Source organism: Photorhabdus luminescens subsp. luminescens, from assembly GCF_001083805.1.
Classification (GTDB): domain Bacteria; phylum Pseudomonadota; class Gammaproteobacteria; order Enterobacterales; family Enterobacteriaceae; genus Photorhabdus; species Photorhabdus luminescens.
On the sequence record NZ_JXSK01000004.1, the window covers coordinates 356,819 to 372,823 of the forward strand.

The 16,005-nt window shown below is 44.0% G+C and carries 13 protein-coding genes; 2 read left to right on the top strand and 11 right to left on the bottom strand.

All coding sequences use genetic code 11. The features are described from left to right. Positions 1–53: 53 nt before the first annotated feature. The 11 genes from lpxD to rpsB all read right to left on the bottom strand — a co-directional run bounded on the left by lpxD (position 54) and on the right by rpsB (position 11,967). Entirely contained in the window at positions 54–1,082 is a 1,029-nt protein-coding gene (gene lpxD / locus TI10_RS12550; protein ID WP_049583675.1) for a UDP-3-O-(3-hydroxymyristoyl)glucosamine N-acyltransferase, read from the bottom strand. Positions 1,083–1,085: 3 nt separating this feature from the next. Next, complete coding sequence (gene skp, locus TI10_RS12555; RefSeq protein WP_049583806.1) at positions 1,086–1,583, bottom strand: molecular chaperone Skp; 498 nt, start codon at positions 1,581–1,583, stop codon at positions 1,086–1,088. 110 nt (positions 1,584–1,693) lie between these two features. Further along, positions 1,694–4,087 carry an outer membrane protein assembly factor BamA gene (bamA, locus tag TI10_RS12560; protein ID WP_049583807.1) on the bottom strand — a complete coding sequence of 798 codons (2,394 nt, stop codon included), beginning with the start codon at positions 4,085–4,087 and terminating at the stop codon, positions 1,694–1,696. Positions 4,088–4,121: 34 nt separating this feature from the next. Further along, entirely contained in the window at positions 4,122–5,477 is a 1,356-nt protein-coding gene (rseP, locus tag TI10_RS12565) for a sigma E protease regulator RseP (protein ID WP_080985044.1), read from the bottom strand. A 28-nt stretch (positions 5,478–5,505) separates the two neighbouring features. Then, positions 5,506–6,354 (bottom strand): phosphatidate cytidylyltransferase, encoded by an 849-nt coding sequence (gene cdsA / locus TI10_RS12570; protein WP_049583677.1) that lies wholly within the window; start codon positions 6,352–6,354, stop codon positions 5,506–5,508. Between the two features lie 9 nt (positions 6,355–6,363). After that, positions 6,364–7,059: a (2E,6E)-farnesyl-diphosphate-specific ditrans,polycis-undecaprenyl-diphosphate synthase gene (gene ispU / locus TI10_RS12575; protein ID WP_244161581.1), complete on the bottom strand. Its 696-nt coding sequence runs from the start codon at positions 7,057–7,059 to the stop codon at positions 6,364–6,366. Between the two features lie 284 nt (positions 7,060–7,343). Further along, on the bottom strand, positions 7,344–8,540 hold the full coding sequence (gene ispC, locus TI10_RS12580) for a 1-deoxy-D-xylulose-5-phosphate reductoisomerase (RefSeq protein ID WP_049583678.1): 1,197 nt from the start codon (positions 8,538–8,540) through the stop codon (positions 7,344–7,346). A gap of 141 nt (positions 8,541–8,681) precedes the next feature. Next, positions 8,682–9,239, bottom strand: a complete 558-nt coding sequence (gene frr / locus TI10_RS12585) for a ribosome recycling factor (RefSeq protein WP_049583679.1) — start codon at positions 9,237–9,239, stop codon at positions 8,682–8,684. Between the two features lie 118 nt (positions 9,240–9,357). Next, on the bottom strand, positions 9,358–10,086 hold the full coding sequence (gene pyrH / locus TI10_RS12590) for a UMP kinase (protein ID WP_049583680.1): 729 nt from the start codon (positions 10,084–10,086) through the stop codon (positions 9,358–9,360). Between the two features lie 153 nt (positions 10,087–10,239). Continuing rightward, a complete protein-coding gene (tsf, locus tag TI10_RS12595; protein ID WP_049583681.1) occupies positions 10,240–11,091 on the bottom strand; it encodes a translation elongation factor Ts in 852 nt (283 codons plus the stop codon). Positions 11,092–11,241: 150 nt separating this feature from the next. Next, on the bottom strand, positions 11,242–11,967 hold the full coding sequence (gene rpsB, locus TI10_RS12600; RefSeq protein WP_049583682.1) for a 30S ribosomal protein S2: 726 nt from the start codon (positions 11,965–11,967) through the stop codon (positions 11,242–11,244). Positions 11,968–12,395: 428 nt separating this feature from the next. Here rpsB and map point away from each other — a divergent pair, with 428 nt between their 5' ends. Next, positions 12,396–13,193, top strand: coding sequence for a type I methionyl aminopeptidase (gene map, locus TI10_RS12605; protein ID WP_049583683.1), 798 nt, complete (start codon positions 12,396–12,398; stop codon positions 13,191–13,193). A gap of 138 nt (positions 13,194–13,331) precedes the next feature. Continuing rightward, the gene (gene glnD, locus TI10_RS12610; protein WP_049583684.1) at positions 13,332–15,980 is read left to right on the top strand and encodes a bifunctional uridylyltransferase/uridylyl-removing protein GlnD; all 2,649 of its coding nucleotides are present in this window, start codon (positions 13,332–13,334) and stop codon (positions 15,978–15,980) included. The last annotated feature ends 25 nt before the right edge of the window (positions 15,981–16,005 follow it).

Below are 16,005 nucleotides of genomic sequence, written 5' to 3' on the forward strand. Positions count from 1 at the left end.
GGCCGCAAAAATAAGACACAACCAAAAATATAGTGCACTTAAATATAGCGCAATTACTCGTTTCCGCCTTCCAGCTTACTCTCCACTGACTTAAGACGTTTATTCATTTCATTGATATTCATGACTAAAGCTGCCGTCTTACGCCAAACTTTATTTGGTTGTGCCGGAATGCCAGAGGAGTATACACCAGGTTCAGTGATGGGGCGCATTATCATACTCATCCCCGTGACTGTCACCTTATCACAGATTTCCATATGTCCATTAATTACACTGGCGCCGCCAATCATACAGTAACAACCAATTTTCAGACTACCGGCCATGATCACACCGCCAGCAATCGCCGTATTGTCACCAATGATAACATTATGAGCAATCTGACATTGGTTATCGATAATGACTCCATTACCAATAATGGTATTATCCAAAGCTCCTCGATCGATCGTCGTACAGGCGCCAACTTCAACCCGATCACCCATAATGACTGAACCTAATTGAGGAATTTTAACCCACTTACCACGATCATTCGCATAGCCAAAACCATCAGACCCAATCACTGCTCCTGACTGAATCAAACACTGTTCACCCATTTCAACATTATGATAAACAGAGACATTCGCCCAAAGACGACTTCCCGCGCCAATACGCGTATTTTTACCAATAAAGCAACCTGCGCCGATAACAACATTGTCACCAAGAACAACGCCAGATTCGATAACAGCATTGGCTCCGACAGCAACGTTTTTACCCAAAGTTGCCTGAGGTGAAATCACCGCAGAAAGGTGAATATCCTGTGCGGGAATCGGTGTTGTATCCATAATCTGAGCCATATAGGCATATGCCAGATAAGGATTAGCGACAACCAACGCCGGAATATTGCAATAAGGAAGATCTGACGCCTGGAGAACAACAGCGGCAGCCTGACATTCACCTAAACGTTCACGGTAACGACTGTCCGACAAGAAAGTAATCTGTTCACTATTGGCCGAATGCATTGGTGCAATACTGGTGATAACAATATCGCCATCACCATGTAATTGTGCATTCAACTGCTGAGCTAAATCAGCCAATCGAATTGAAGACATCTATTATTTAACCTGTTTCAATACACTTGCAGTAATATTTTTGCCAGATACTGAATAAGCAACAGCATTCGCGTCAATAACGATATCATAGCCTTCTTTGCCAGCAACTACTTTGATTGCGTCCTGAATACGACTTAGAATTTTGTTGCGTTCTTCCATCTCGCGACGACGGTGATCTTGTTCAAAAGCTTGGGCCTTTTTGCCAAATTCTTCACGCTTAGCCATCACCTCTTTTTCCAGATTAGTACGTTCACTGGATTTCATAGTGGAACCATCACGCTGTAATTTCTGAATCTTGGATTGCAAATCAGTTTCCATCCGTTGCAATTCAGATGCGCGGTTTTTAAACTCATTTTCCAACTGCTTCGCAACAGCTTCGCGGGCTGGTAGCTGCTGGAAAATCTCACCAACATTGACAACGGCAATTTTGTCTGCTGCCTGAGCACCAGCCGAGAAAGCTAATGCAATACCAAAGCTTGCTGCACACAACAATTTTTTCACTATAAACTCCTTAAACCACGCTATCTGTAACAGATTGGAAAACTTAGTTAATGCCCTGAAACCTGAGATTTCAGAGCTTGCTCTATCAATAATAAGATAAAAACGCATTATCACCAGGTTTTGCCAATATTAAATTGGAACTGCTCTGATCTGTCACCTTCGTAGTCTTTAATCGGCTTAGCATAAGAGAACACTAGCGGACCCAAAGGAGACATCCATTGCAATGCAATACCCGCCGAAACGCGGATATTACCTGGTTTACTGTAATCAGGTATACCTTTGCTTTTCATCACCGCAGAATCATTCCAATCGGTATCCCAAACCGTACCTGAATCAATAAAGAATGAAGTTCGGACAGAATTCGAATACTTACTATCAAGGAATGGCGTTGGCGTAATTAACTCAAGGCTGGCTACCGCCATTGCATTACCCCCTACAGCATCACGAGACGGACTCTCTTTCTTAGGCGAACCATCCTTATACAGGTAAATAGCCTTAGGACCGATATTGTTAGAACGGAAACCACGAACCGTACTGGAGCCGCCTGCATAGAAGTTTTCATAGAATGGCAACTCTTTACCGCCTAATCCATCCCCATACCCTAAACGGCTACGTCCCAAAATCACCCAAGTACGATCATCATTAATTGGATAATAGGCAGAAGTATCAAGAGTCACTTTGTAAAATTCGTTATCGGAACCAGGAATAGTCACTTTACCATTCAGAGTCGACTTCACACCTGATGTTGGGAAGAAACCACGGTCGAGGTTGTTATATGTCCATCCCATAGTGAGAGCAAAATCATCTGCTTTGAATTCGGCTTTACTTTCAAGATCAGGTTTCTCGCCCATAGACCTCAGATAACGCCACATTGCTACCTGAGGAAGCATATCAGACAGAGAGTTATGAATATAATTTAAGCCAAAATTCAGCGAGTTATTTTCATTAATCGGGAAACCAAGGAAACCGCTTATACCATAGCTTTGGTTAGTGTAACCGGATAATTCAGCATCATCGGCTCTGAAATCGTTGTAGAATACTCGACCACCAAGGCTCACACCATTAATCGTAAAGTATGGATCAGTGAAGGAGAGCTCTGCGTAAGTTGAATAATCGTTCTTACTGGCATTAATTCCAACAGCGTTACCTGTACCCAACCAGTTATCCTGTTGAGCGCCAATTTGGAAACTAACGCCGCTTTCTGTACCAAAACCAACACCAAAGTTCAGAGAACCGGTATTACGTTCTTTAACTTTATAAACGACATCGACCTGATCAGGGCTGCCTGGTATACGCTGAGTTTCAACATCTACCGTTTCGAAATAACCCAAACGGTTAAGACGCTCTTTACCTAGTTCAACTAAATCACTCCCTAACCATGCTCTTTCCATCTGACGCATTTCACGACGCAGAACGGAATCTTTAGTGGTGTCATTACCAGAAAAACGGATTTTACGGACATAGAAACGGTTGCCTGCATCAATATTGACATGCAGTTTTACTGTCTTATCCTGATCATTAATTTCAGGTTGCGTCATCACTCGTGGATAAGCATAACCATAGCGACCAAGCAGGTTTTTGATATCATTTTCCATTTTAGTCACCTGAGTCCCGTTATACAGAGAACCAGGCTCAATGGCAGCCAGCTTAGTAATTTCTGACTGATAACCCGCCATATTACCGTTCAGGTCAATACCGGATATTTTGTATTGATCCCCCTCAGTCATATTTATCGTGACATAAATACCTTTTTTATCTGGCGTCAAGCTAACCTGAGTCGAATCAATGTTGAAACGGGCATAACCGCGATCAAGGTAAAAACTGCGCAATGCTTCAAGGTCACCAGTCAGTTTTTGTTTCTGATATTTCTGATCAGCGGTCAGATTCCACCACGGCACATCATCTCTCAGTTGGAAACGATTCAATAACTCATCAGAAGAAAATGATTTATTACCGACAATGTTAATTTGCTGGATTTTTGCCGAAACACCTTCAGCAAAAACCAGTTTTAAATCGACACGGTTACGTGGAAGCGGCGTAACAACCGCTTTTACACTCGCGTTGTATTTGCCCACACTGTAATAGAAATCTTCCAACCCTCTTTCGATATTGGACAGCATCGTGCGGTCAAGGGCTTCTCCGACCCGAACATGAGATGCCTCAAGGTTCTGTTTCAACATGTCATCTTTCACCGATTTATTGCCGGAGAAAGTGATGCTAGCAATAGTCGGCCGTTCTTTTACCTGAACAATAAGTGTATTGCCATCACGCAGGACACGAACGTCTTCAAAGTTACCAGTAGCAAATAGTGCATGAATGGTACGACCGATATCTTCATCGCTGACCGTATCACCTACGCGAACTGGCATATTCAATAATGCTGCACCTACGGCGACGCGTTGAAGACCTTCAAAGTGAATGTCCTGAACTACGAATCCGTCTGCACCGTATGCAGCGGCGCTGCCGAACAGCAGCGACGCTATGAGTAACTTTTTCATCGCCATCGTTGTAATGCGTCTTCCTAACCAGTCTTCCGCTTTAAAAACGGGAGAAATCATTGAAAAGTGCAAGCCCCATCAATAACACCAGTATCATAGCACCGATGCGATAGCTGAAGTCTTGTACACGCTCGGAAACCGGCCCCCCCTTTATCTTTTCGATAAACAAGAAGAGCAAGTGTCCACCATCTAACACAGGTAATGGGATTAGGTTAATAATCCCAAGATTGACGCTTATTAGCGCCAAAAACATCAAATAATACACTAAGCCGGAATCAGCCGACACCCCCGCCCCTTTGGCAATAGAGATAGGCCCACTCAGGTTGTTAATTTTCACATCGCCAACGATCAGCTTACCAATCATACTGACAGTTAATCGCATCAATTGCCAAGTCTTATCTCCTGCTTGATACATGGCAGAGAAAGGCCCGTATTGCTGAACGATTTTATATTCATCGGCTAATGGGACAATTCGCAGTTCCACACCGGCAAAACCAACTTTCCTGCCACCGGATTGTTGTCTTACTTCCGGCGTCATAGAGAGAGAAATAATATGACCAGCCCGATCCACGGAAAGTTCCAGCGGGACATTCGGATTATTACTGACAAAGGATGTAAAAGTATGCCAAACATCTATTTCCTGGCTACCGACTTTAACTATCCTATCCCCCTTTTGCAAACCTGCTTTTTCTGCTGCGGAGCCAGGGATAACTTTTTCCACCAGAGAATCCAAATGAGGACCGACAGGCATAATCCCTAGAGACAACACAGGATCTTGCTTATCAGGATCAAAACGCCATTGCCGCAAATCCAGAGTTTTCTCTACCGGATGTGATGAACCTGGAGAGATAACCTGAACAGTCATGTTATCATCACCTATCTTGCCCACCAGAGCAAAACGCACTGAATTCCAATCAAGCGTTTCGATACCATCTACGGATTTTAGTTCCATTCCTGATGAAATATTTGCTTGCGCAGCGATAGAATCTGGTTTGATATCCGCAACAACAGGACGTATTGCCGGCACGCCAATAATAAACACTAACCAATAAACCACAGCCGCCAATAAAAAGTTAGCAATTGGCCCGGCACTGACAACCGCAGCACGCTGACCAAGTGTCTTATTATTGAATGCCATATGACGGTGTTCAGGAGAAACAGGTGAAACACGCTCATCAAGCATTTTCACATATCCCCCCAGTGGAATAAGGGCTATAACATATTCCGTTCCCTGGCGGTCCACACGCCGCCATAGCGCTTTACCAAAACCAATAGAGAAACGTTCAACGTAAATGCCACACTTCCTGGCTACCCAAAAATGACCAAACTCATGCACAGTGATCAATATGCCTAGCGCAATAATAAAAGCCGCCAGATTCCAGAGAATTCCCATCATATTTTTTAAACGCCGTCAAACAGAGAGATCAAAACACCAGCAACATCATGCCGGCAAAGACAGGGATCGCAGCAGTCAGACTATCAATACGATCCATAACACCGCCATGTCCCGGAATTAGCTGGCTGCTATCCTTAATACCTGATTCACGTTTGAACATACTCTCAGTCAAATCACCAAATACAGAAGCGATAACAACAATAGCAGAACACAACATAAGTTTTTCAGGCATTGCAGGTACTGGAGCATATTTCCCAAACAACCATGAAATAATGGCCGCTGTCATTAACCCCCCGATTAATCCTTCCAGCGTTTTTCCGGGAGAAACTTTCGGCGCCATTTTACGTTTACCTAAAGTACGTCCGAAGAGATAAGCACCGGAATCCGCTCCCCATACCAGCAACATGACATACAGTAACCACCATGCGCCATAATATGAATTATCACCATATCCCTGAGTCCGTAAAACCATCATTCCACAGTAAAACGGCACTAATGTCAGGACACCAAACAAAAGGCGCAAGAAAATGGATTTCTTCCAAATTACAGCGGAAGAAGGATAGGTAACAACCAGAAGCGTCGCGACAATCCACCAAATCATTCCTCCCCACAGGATAAAAGTGATTTGCGGTTGTCCAATCAAATCAGTGAAATCTGGCAGAGTATACTGTAGGGCTAATAAACCAATAGCAAACAGAACTGCCAGAATAGCCCGTTTCTTTTGGCTAAATAAGCCGGCGAATTGCCCCCATTCCCATGCAGCAAGGGCTGAAACAGCGATAATAACCAGCCCAAACGCTACTGGCGGCAGCAAAAACAGAGCGGCAATCACAAGAGGGATTAATATCACAGCCGTTATAAGGCGGTACTTCAGCAAGAGTTCCTCCTATGATCCCACATCGGCATCGTCTGGTATTGTTCCGCCAAACCGGCGTTCTCTTTTGGCAAAGGCATTAATTGCACCTTCAAAAACGGTTTCATCAAAATCAGGCCAGAGTATATCGGTAAAATAGAATTCTGCATAAGCTATCTGCCATAACAGAAAATTACTGATACGATGTTCACCTCCGGTTCTGATGACTAAATCAACCTGAGGCTGCTGGCTTAGATTCATATAATTATTAACTAATTCTTCAGTAATATCCTGTGGCTCAAGGGAATTATCTTTAATCTGCTGAGCAATTTTCTGAATACTTTGAACAATATCCCAACGACCGCCATAATTTGCAGCAATATTAAGTTGCAGCCCCGTATTATTAGCAGTCAACTTAACTGAGCGATAGATACGATCCCGTAAACGCTCACTAAACCGGCTGATATCGCCAATAACAGATAATCTAATATTATGCTTATGTAAACTTTTGACTTCACTATCTAGTGCAAAAATAAATAATTCCATTAAAGAACTGATTTCTTGCTCCGGCCGATTCCAGTTTTCACTACTGAAAGCGTATAGCGTCAGTGACTCAATTTTATGTTTAGCCGAGAAACTCACCGCACTCCGTACCGCTTTAATCCCCGCACGATGACCAAAGGCTCTTAATTTCCCTCGTTTCTTTGCCCAACGGCCGTTACCATCCATAATAATAGCAACATGTTTAGGTAATAATGACGATAAATCGTTCTGATGATGATTGCTGGATAATATCACTCAATTAATCCTTTACTGGTCAGGGTAATTCTCTTACAAGTTCAGGCATCTCAAACATAAAAAAGCCGTGTCTAGTATCCACAGCTTGGGTAAAAGCCTAATTATCTGGAAGAGAACTTCCAAAATCTGGACCGTTAATTATATCAACCAACAGTTATACGCAAACTATACCACCAGGTAAAAATGCGGACAAATACCCATTTGCCAATCAAAGACTATCTGATAAATGAACGAATAGTCTTCATAGCCAAATCTCTTGCGAGATTATCAATCTGTAAGACTTCCTCAATGCTCTGAGGTTCCGGCAAATTTAATTTTTCTACAACCTGCCGGTTTATAATTGCAATATCTGTGAAAGAGATTCCATTTTGTAAAAAAATCTTAACGATTTCTTCATTCGCTGCGTTCAAGGCCGTGGTTGCCGCCTGACCTGCATGGCAAGCTTCAATAGCCAGTTTCAAACATGGATACCGTTCATAATCTGGTTTCGAGAACGTCAGTGTACCTAAAGAATAAAAATCAAGAGGTTCAACACCAGAAGCAATACGATTTGGGTACGCCATTGCATAGGCAATAGGTGTACACATATCCGGCGTTCCTAATTGAGCAATAACGCTGCCATCCTGATAACGGACCATAGAGTGAATAACCGATTGAGGATGGATTACCACTTCCATTTCCGCAGCAGATGCATTGAACAGGCAACACGCCTCAATATATTCCAGCCCCTTATTCATCATTGTCGCAGAATCTACCGAGATCTTACGCCCCATCGACCAATTCGGATGAGCGCAAGCCTGATCCGGTGTAACAAAAGCCAATTGCTCCAAAGGGGTATGACGAAAAGGCCCGCCAGATCCTGTCAGAATGATATTAGCAATGCCATGTTGTTTTAGATCTCTGCGCCCAAGGTTTTGCTGTATAACCTCAGGTAAACTCTGGAAAATAGCATTATGTTCACTGTCAATAGGTAATAATTGAGCATTATGTTTCGCTACCGCATCCATAAAGAATCGGCCACTGGTAATCAGCGACTCTTTATTAGCAAGTAAAATCTGTTTACCCGCCCGGATGGCCGCCAGCGTCGGCAATAAACCTGCAACACCAACAATCCCAGACATAACCTGATCAACATCATTCAAAGCAGCTAAATCACACGCAGCCTGCTCTCCGAAAAATACCTCGGTTTTACAATCTTGTTCAATAAGCAACTGACGCAACTCTTTTGCGGAAACTTCGTCCGCCATTGCAGCATATTGAGGCCGAAATTCCAGACATTGCTCAGCCATAACCTGAACATTTTTTCCAGCGGCAAGCGCTGTGGCTTTAAATTTATCAGGATTATTGCGAACTACAGTAAGTGTACTTTTGCCTACGGAACCTGTGGAACCAAGGATGGTCAACCTTTTCATACTGATGCTCTGAATTGTTTTATCTGGTGTGTATTGATACTTGTCTGATTTGCCTGGCTATGGACGCTCACGACTTCAGAGAAATGCCGAATAAAAATAGCGCCGCACGATAGCAGCGCTTGATGTATCTCATGAAAGAGATTAGAACTCCATCAGTTCTTCTTCTTTCTTCGTTAAAGCTTCATCAACTTTTTTGATGAAGTTATCCGTCAGCTTTTGAATATCATCCTGCGCACGACGCTCATCATCTTCGCTAATCTCTTTGTCTTTCAACAACGCTTTGATTTTGTCGTTAGCATCACGACGAATATTACGCACAGAGACACGCCCCTGCTCAGCTTCGCCACGAACCACCTTAATCAAATCTTTACGGCGCTCTTCTGTTAATGGCGGCAAAGGAACACGGATTGTTGTCCCGGCAGAAGATGGATTCAGCCCTAAATCAGAAGCCATGATTGCCTTTTCAATCGCCGGCGTCATAGTACGATCAAATACCGTGATAGCCAAGGTACGTGCATCCTCAGCGACGACATTAGCAAGCTGACGCAAAGGCGTTGGTGTACCATAATACTCAACAGTGAGACCATCCAGCAGACTAGGAGAAGCTCGGCCGGTACGAACTTTGCTAATTTGGTTTTTAAGTGCTTCGACGCTCTTTTCCATACGGTCTTGCGCGTCTTTTTTGATTTCATTAATCACGTTACAAACCCTTGGGAACTGGTTGTTTTCAAGCCATAAGTCATTATGGCCATGTTTGTTAAATTTGGCGTATCAGGCGACTCATCATACCGCCAAACATCTCTGGTGTCTTTGAACATTACTCATGAGAAATTAGGGTACCTTCATTTTCCCCCATCACCACACGACGCAACGCCCCCGGCTTATTCATGTTAAATACGCGAATAGGTAAGCTATGATCACGAGCCAGAGTGAATGCCGCCAAATCCATGACTTTCAATTCACGCTCTAATACCTGCTGATAAGAGAGCCTATCAAACAATACCGCTTCTGAATCTTTAGCCGGATCAGCCGAGTAAACACCATCTACTTTAGTTGCTTTTAACACAACATCTGCTTCAATCTCAATACCACGCAAACACGCTGCCGAATCTGTAGTAAAGAACGGATTGCCGGTACCCGCAGAGAAAATAACAACACGACCATGACGTAACAAACTAATCGCTTCTGCCCAACTATAGTTATCGCAAACGCCATTCAAAGGAATTGCAGACATTAGACGGGCGTTCACATAGGCGCGATGTAATGCATCCCGCATTGCCAGACCATTCATCACTGTTGCCAACATGCCCATGTGGTCGCCGACTACACGGTTCATTCCTGCTTCTGCCAAGCCAGCACCACGAAACAGATTACCACCGCCAATGACGACACCGACCTGTATGCCCAACTCAACCAGTTCTTTGATCTCCTGAGCCATACGATCTAAAACGCTGGCGTCTATACCAAAACCTTCTGCACCTTGCAGGGCTTCTCCACTAAGTTTAAGCAGGATACGCTGATATACGGGTTTTGCATTGGTTGCCATGATGTTCTGTCCTAAGCAGAAAAGTATATTGGGGATTTACATACATCCGGGTCATTCTGACCAGATGCAAAAACTCAACGCCTACTGAAATAGGCGGTTTAGATTAGATAAAACAGAACCGCCATTTGGCGGCCCTGTTTATAAAAATTAAGACTATTTACTCATTGCAGCAACTTCTGCTGCGAAATCAGTCTCAACTTTCTCAATACCTTCACCCACTTCATAACGGATGAAGCTGGTCACTTTAGCACTGTTTTCTTTCAACAGATCGCCAACTGTTTTGCTTGGGTCCATCACGAAATTCTGACCTGTCAGAGAGATCTCGCCGGTGAATTTATTCATACGGCCAGAAACCATTTTCTCTGCGATTTCACGTGGCTTACCAGACTGCATTGCGATATCCAGTTGGATTTGGTGCTCACGCTCAACAACATCAGCAGGTACATCGCTTGGGTTAACATATTCTGGCTTGCTTGCGGCGATGTGCATGGCCACATGCTTAATCAGCTCTTCATTAGCGCCTTCAGCCGCAACCAGAACACCGATACGCGCGCCGTGCAGGTAAGTACCCAGTTGTTCGCCTTCTAATACAGAAACGCGACGAATGTTGATGTTTTCACCGATTTTAGCAACCAGTGCAGTACGCTGTTCTTCAAACTTAGCTTTCAGCGTTTCAACATCAGAGATTTTATCAGCCAATACTGCTGCCATAACTTCTTTACCGAAAGCGATAAAGCCAGCATCTTTAGCAACGAAGTCAGTTTCACAGTTCAGCTCAACCAAAGCGCCGAATTTGCCATCAGTAGCCACTTCCGCCAGGATGATACCTTCAGCAGCAACACGGCCAGCTTTCTTAGCCGCTTTCGCTTGACCAGACTTACGCATGTTGTCAATCGCTAATTCGATATCGCCATTAGCTTCAACCAACGCTTTTTTACATTCCATCATACCTGCGCCAGTACGCTCACGCAGTTCTTTTACCAAAGCAGCAGTAATTCCAGACATTTGTTTTATTCCTCGATGTATCCCGCAGGAAGAGAGTATTCCGCATGGATAGTTCTTATATTAGATACGTAAAAGGGGGCCATAATAGGCCCCCCTAACCAATATATTTCAATACCTGGTTAATAAGGGCTCAATAATGAGCTTGCCTTATTATTCAGCTTCTACAAAGCTTTCTTCTGCCTGAACAGCCAGATCTTGAGAACGACCTTCACGAACAGCAGTAGCAACAGCACCTAGATACAGTTTTACTGCACGGATTGCGTCATCGTTACCAGGGATGATGAAATCAACGCCATCTGGATCAGAGTTAGTATCAACAACAGCAAATACTGGGATACCCAAGTTGTTTGCTTCTTTGATAGCAATGTGTTCATGTTCAGCATCGATAACAAACAGAGCGTCAGGTAAGCCGCCCATATCCTTGATACCGCCCAGACTATTTTCTAACTTACCAAGTTCACGAGAACGAATTAACGCTTCTTTCTTGGTCAGTTTGTCAAAAGTACCGTCCTGAGACTGTGCTTCTAAATCTTTCAAACGTTTGATGGACTGACGAACGGTTTTCCAGTTAGTCAACATACCGCCTAACCAACGGTGATTAACGAAGTATTGATCACAGCTCTGAGCTGCTTCTTTAACCGCTTCGCTCGCAGCACGCTTAGTACCAACAAACAGAATTTTGCCTTTGTGTGAAGCAATCTTGTTCAGTTCAGCTAATGCGTCGTTGAACATTGGAACAGTTCTTTCCAGGTTGATGATATGCACTTTGTTACGAGCACCAAAGATGAATGGTTTCATTTTTGGGTTCCAGTAACGAGTCTGGTGACCGAAGTGAACGCCCGCTTGCAGCATATCGCGCATGGAAACAGTTGCCATTGTAAACCTCTGTAAAATATTAAGTTGGGGTTATGCCTCCACGAGCCCCATAACACCGACTCCTTAGCTGCATGTTCTGCATGAGAGCACCCCGGTGAATGTGCCGACTCGTGTGTGTTATTACACAGTGAGTATATTTAACGTCACTCTGTTTTGCCTCAGTGACAAATACAGAGAACGCCGGCGCGCTTTATATCATAAACCCACCTAAGACACCAACTTTTGTTGCCATCTTCCGATAGCTCAATGTGAAAAGAAAGGCAGGATTACGAAAGGTATTCTTGATAGGCAAAAAGGTAACGAGGGAAATAGGGCTGCCAACTGTTATTGGCAGATATTCTGTAGGCTGATACCATTAGTTCAATAATTTTTTCCTTGTTGAAAAACATACAACCAGCAGATTCGCTGGCATTGAATGGACAAGTTTCATGGCAATCTCAATTAAAACCTCTGAAGATATTGAAAAAATGCGCGTCGCCGGTCAACTGGCGGCAGAAGTGTTGGAAATTATTGAACCTTACGTCAAACCCGGTGTAACAACAGGCGAATTAGATCGTATCTGTCACGATCACATTACCAATAAACAACAAGCTGTCTCTGCCTGCCTTGGTTATCACGGTTTCCCAAAATCCGTTTGTATTTCTGTTAATGACGTCGTGTGTCATGGTATCCCAAGTGATGATAAAGCATTGAAAGATGGCGATATTGTCAATATTGATGTGACTGTCATCAAAGAGGGCTTCCACGGTGATACATCAAAAATGTTCATAGTTGGTAAACCAACCATTCAGGGTGAGCGCCTATGCCGCATCACTCAGGAAAGCCTCTATCTGGCCTTGAAAATGGTGAAACCCGGCATTCGTCTGCGTACCCTTGGTAGAGCCATCCAACAATTTGTTGAGGCCAAAGATTTTTCTGTGGTCCGTGAATATTGCGGTCACGGCATCGGCGAAGGCTTCCATGAGGAACCGCAAGTACTGCACTATGATGCCGATGATGGCGGGGTTGTTCTGCAAAAAGGTATGGCTTTTACTATTGAGCCAATGGTTAACACCGGTGACTACCGCATCCGTACCATGAAAGATGGCTGGACAGTCAAAACGAAGGACCGCAGCCTGTCCGCTCAGTATGAACATACCATTGTTGTTACTGATAACGGCTGTGAAATCATGACATTGCGTAAAGAAGAAGAGCCAACACTTTCCGCAGTCTTGGTAAATGAATAACTAAAACAGCAAACTACGAAGCCTTGTTGAAATCATACAAGGCTTCCAAATCTCTTCTCCGCAATATCCCCTTGTTTAACACCCTACTTTCTCAGTAATCTGGCCGTTATGATTCGCCTTTCCCATAGGTTTATACTTATGTCAGCAGATATCGCCACAATTCGGGCCCCTATCCCGCCACTTTCTCCCGCTGATTTTTCTAGTGAAGAGCTTCACTACCCCGTGTTGAAACAGCACCTCGAAGAATTTCAGCTTTGGCTGGAACATGCATTTAAAGCGGGTATTTCCGCAGAAGCCTTGATTTCCGCACGCAGTGATTACATAGACCAGTTGTTACAACAATTATGGTATGCCTATGAATTTGATAAAATTTCATCACTTTCATTGATTGCCGTCGGCGGATATGGCCGGCGGGAACTGCATCCACTATCTGATATTGACGTGCTGATACTCAGCGCACAACCGCTCACACCGCCTCAAGCTCAGGATGTTGGGCAATTTATCACTTTACTATGGGATATCCGGCTGGAAGTCGGCCACAGTGTCCGCACATTTGAAGAGTGTTTGCTGGAAGGGCTGTCAGATCTGACTATTGCGACGAATTTAATCGAATCACGGTTAATTTGTGGCGATCCATCCATTTTTCTTCGATTACAGCAACATACTTTCAGTGATGGTTTTTGGCCTTCCACTGACTTCTTTGATGCTAAAATTGTCGAACAACACGAACGCCATCAGCGCTATCACAGCACCAGTTATAATCTGGAACCTGATATCAAAAGCAGCCCCGGCGGGTTGCGAGACATCCACACTTTACTGTGGGTTGCCCGCCGCCATTTTGGTGCAACCTCTATAGATGAAATGGTTGACTTTGGTTTCCTAACAGCGGAAGAACGTAATGAACTAAATGAATGCCAAAGTTTCCTTTGGCGGATCCGCTTTGCTCTACATCTGATAGTCAATCGTTATGATAACCGTCTGTTATTTGATCGCCAGTTCAGTATTGCTCAATTATTAGGTTATCAGGGAGAGCGTAATCAACCAGTAGAACGAATGATGAAAGATTTCTACCGGATGACTCGCCGCGTCAGCGAACTCAACAATATGCTACTGCAACTATTTGATGAAGCTATTCTGGCACTGGAAACCAATGAAAAATCCCGCCCACTGGATAGTGAATTCCAGCTACGGGGACAACTTATTGATCTCATCGATGAAACCCTATTTATCAAAGAACCCGCGGCTATTATGCGGATGTTTTATCTCATGGCAGAACATGAGGAAGTTCAAGGCATTTATTCTACTACGTTACGCCACCTCCGTTATGCCCGCCGCAACCTGTCTCAGCCGTTGTGTGAATTACCTGAAGCTCGCCAAATTTTTATGGATATCCTACGTCACCCAAGGGCGATTGAAAGCGCATTTGTGCCTATGCATCGTCACAGTGTTCTTGGCGCTTATACACCGCTTTGGGGTAATATCGTCGGTCAGATGCAATTTGATCTGTTTCACGCCTATACCGTCGATGAACATACTATCCGTGTACTAAGAAAACTGGAAAGTTTTGCCGATGAGAATAATCGTGCAGCCCATCCACTCTGTGTTGAATTATACCCTCGTCTGCCGCAGCCAGAGCTTCTACGTCTAGCTGCACTATTTCATGATATCGCCAAAGGGCGTACTGGCGACCACTCTGATCTTGGCGCTGACGATGCGCTAGCATTTTCATTGCAACATGGGCTTAACTCACTAGAAGCTGATTTGGTAGCCTGGCTGGTTCGTCATCATCTATTAATGTCGGTCACAGCTCAACGGCGAGATATTCAGGACCCAGAAATCATCAAGCAATTTGCTCATCAAATCCTCAATGAAACTCGGCTACGCTATCTGATCTGTCTAACAGTCGCTGATATCTGCGCAACCAATATCAACCTATGGAATAGTTGGAAGCAGAGCTTGTTACGGGAACTCTATTTCTCTACAGAAAATCAATTGCGCCAGGGAAATACGCCAGATTTTCGGGAACGCATCCGTCACAACCGTTTTCAGGCGCTTGCTCTGTTGCGCCAAGATAATATTAACGAGCAGAAACTCCATCAGCTCTGGAGTCGTTGTCATGCAGATTATTTCCTTCGCCATACGCCAAAACAACTCGCCTGGCACGCTCGCCATCTAGTACAACATGATTCTCAAGAGTCACTGATACTGATAAGTACCAAGCCAACTCGCGGCGGCACAGAAATTTTTATCTGGAGCTTAGATCGCCCTTCCCTGTTTGCGGCGGTTGTCGGCGAATTGGATAGACGTAACCTGAGTGTTCATAATGCTCAAATATTTACCAATCGTGATGGTATGACAATGGACACTTTCTTGGTATTGGAACCCAATGGTCATCCTTTAGCATCGGATCGCCACGAAATAATACGTAACGCACTTTTACAAGTCGTTCTGGATCCTCATACCAAGACACCGAAAACACGAAAATTGCCAACCAAACTGCGCCACTTCAACGTACCAACAAAAGTGACCTTCTTACCTACCCATAATGAACGACGCACCTATATGGAACTATTTGCCTTGGATCAACCGGGATTACTGGCAAGAGTTGGTAATATTTTTGCCGAAATGGGGGTTTCACTGCATGGTGCACATATCACCACCATCGGTGAACGTGTCGAAGACTTTTTTGTTCTGGCAGATAAGGATCACAAAGCATTAAATAAAAAAGTCAGAGAAGAATTATCAGAAAGGTTGACAGCAACCCTAAATCCAAAGGATAAAATATAACTGAATATAAGCCCATGATTCGGAC